Here is a 1,581-nt window from a genome sequence, read left to right on the forward strand (position 1 = left end):
TCAAGAACCGCGCCTGAGGCCAGCGCCTACGACGCCAAAGCTGGACGTCGGATCAGCTCAGCCGCACCGTACCGTACCCAGCTTGCGAAGGGGTCCCAATTGCACGCCGATCCGGGGTCCCATTCCAACGCCTTTTGACACCGGTCGCTGGAACCTCTCCGGCCCAATCTCCTGCAGTGGTCGCTGGACGGCTACCAAGGCGGGATAAGGCTGCGAGCGAACCGCCAAAGCATACTGTATAAAAATCCTAGATACAAACCCGATACAATAGATATACGTCCATATTGTTGCGATTTGATACACATTTACCTGATCAGGCAAGCAACGGATCGGTGTTGTTCGATGTTTATATTCCATCGCAACAAAGGAGATGCAGATGCGATTGAAGCTTGCTGGCGCAGCCGTCCTTGTCATCGGCACGATTGCCGCCACCGCCGGGGCCGCCGAGGCCCGTGACGGGTGCGGACCCGGAGGGCATCGTGGCTACTATGGATACTGCCGCCCGAACGTCGTCTATCGCCCCATCGTGGTGCGTCCGGTCGTCTACGGATACCGCCGCGTCGGCTGGTACGGACCTCGCTGGCACCGTTGGGGTGGTTATCGCCACGTCGGGTACCACCGTCCGTGGGGATGGCACGGCGGTTACCGCCATGTCGGCTGGCATCACCGCTGGTAAGCCAACGTTGCCGTGAGCAAGGGCGCCCGGTTCGCACCGGGCGCCTCTTTGCATCGACTCCCGTCCGTCATCCTGGCCAGGTGACGGTCCCGGGGCCGGACAGGATGAACCAGCCAGCCAGCGTCAGCGTGCCCAAGGCGATGCTCCTCCAGCCGGGAGCCGTACGCATCGAGGAGGCCATGGAGTTCGTCGACGGTGATGTCGAACAAGGTCGCGGCCCGCCGCACCGACATGCGTCCCTGTCCGATGGCATCGGCCACGACGGTCAGGAAGTGACCCCCGAACGGCAGGGGTTGGTCTTGGTCCTTGCGGACCAGGCCGCCGTTGTTCACCGACCGGTGGTCCTCGTAGGCGAGCGCCGCGGACCGAGGGAGATACCCTCGGAAGCTCGATCCAAGACCACACCGTACCGAGCGTCTGATTTCGATCACCACGGTTCGCCCCCGCGTGATTCCGGGCTTCCAATCGGCCGGAATCATTCCGGGTCGGGATACAGTGCGCTCTGGGGCGGGTAGCTGGCGAGGTAACGGGCTCGCTCCCAGAGGTCGATACCATGACCGTTGGGCAGCATGGCGGCCATGGTTTTTGCCTCATCGTCGGATTCAGCAGCCAGGATGTCGGCTCTGCCGACCGTGCCGTCATGGCCAATGCGGAGCACGTAGTACACCCGCTGACCCGGCAATGGTTCGTCGATGCTGGTTGGCGACCCGGTCACGTGTGAGCCCGTCCATAGGCGTGCGGAGTTTGTGATTGGCCCCCTTGGGAGTGGTCCGCCCTGAAGTATGGCTTTTGAGCCGACAGAGGACGGAATCGATGGCCCAACGACCCAAGCCCGAGGAGATCGTGAGCAAGCTGCGTCAGGTCGACGTGCTGGTCTCACAAGGACAGAGCGTCGCCGCTTCGAT

At 62.7% G+C, this 1,581-nt stretch carries 3 protein-coding genes; 1 reads left to right on the forward strand and 2 read right to left on the reverse strand.

Translation table 11 applies throughout. The annotated features are described in order from the left end of the window. The first annotated feature begins 376 nt into the window (after positions 1-376). Positions 377-676 carry a GCG_CRPN prefix-to-repeats domain-containing protein gene (locus MKL11_RS33550; protein WP_243943922.1) on the forward strand — a complete coding sequence of 100 codons (300 nt, stop codon included), beginning with the start codon at positions 377-379 and terminating at the stop codon, positions 674-676. Here MKL11_RS33550 and MKL11_RS12710 read toward each other — a convergent pair. Then, complete coding sequence (locus MKL11_RS12710) at positions 664-1,008, reverse strand: hypothetical protein (protein ID WP_243943924.1); 345 nt, start codon at positions 1,006-1,008, stop codon at positions 664-666. The genes MKL11_RS33550 and MKL11_RS12710 overlap by 13 nt on opposite strands. A gap of 143 nt (positions 1,009-1,151) precedes the next feature. Next, entirely contained in the window at positions 1,152-1,391 is a 240-nt protein-coding gene (locus MKL11_RS12715) for a hypothetical protein (protein WP_243943926.1), read from the reverse strand. Positions 1,392-1,581: the final 190 nt, after the last annotated feature.

Source organism: Methylobacterium sp. J-077 (assembly GCF_022829365.1).
Lineage (GTDB): Bacteria > Pseudomonadota > Alphaproteobacteria > Rhizobiales > Beijerinckiaceae > Methylobacterium.

Excerpts from the sequence above, each read along its gene's own strand:
- MKL11_RS33550 (WP_243943922.1), top strand. The coding sequence starts at position 377 with ATGCGATTGAAGCTTGCTGGCGCAGCCGTCCTTGTCATCGGCACGATT.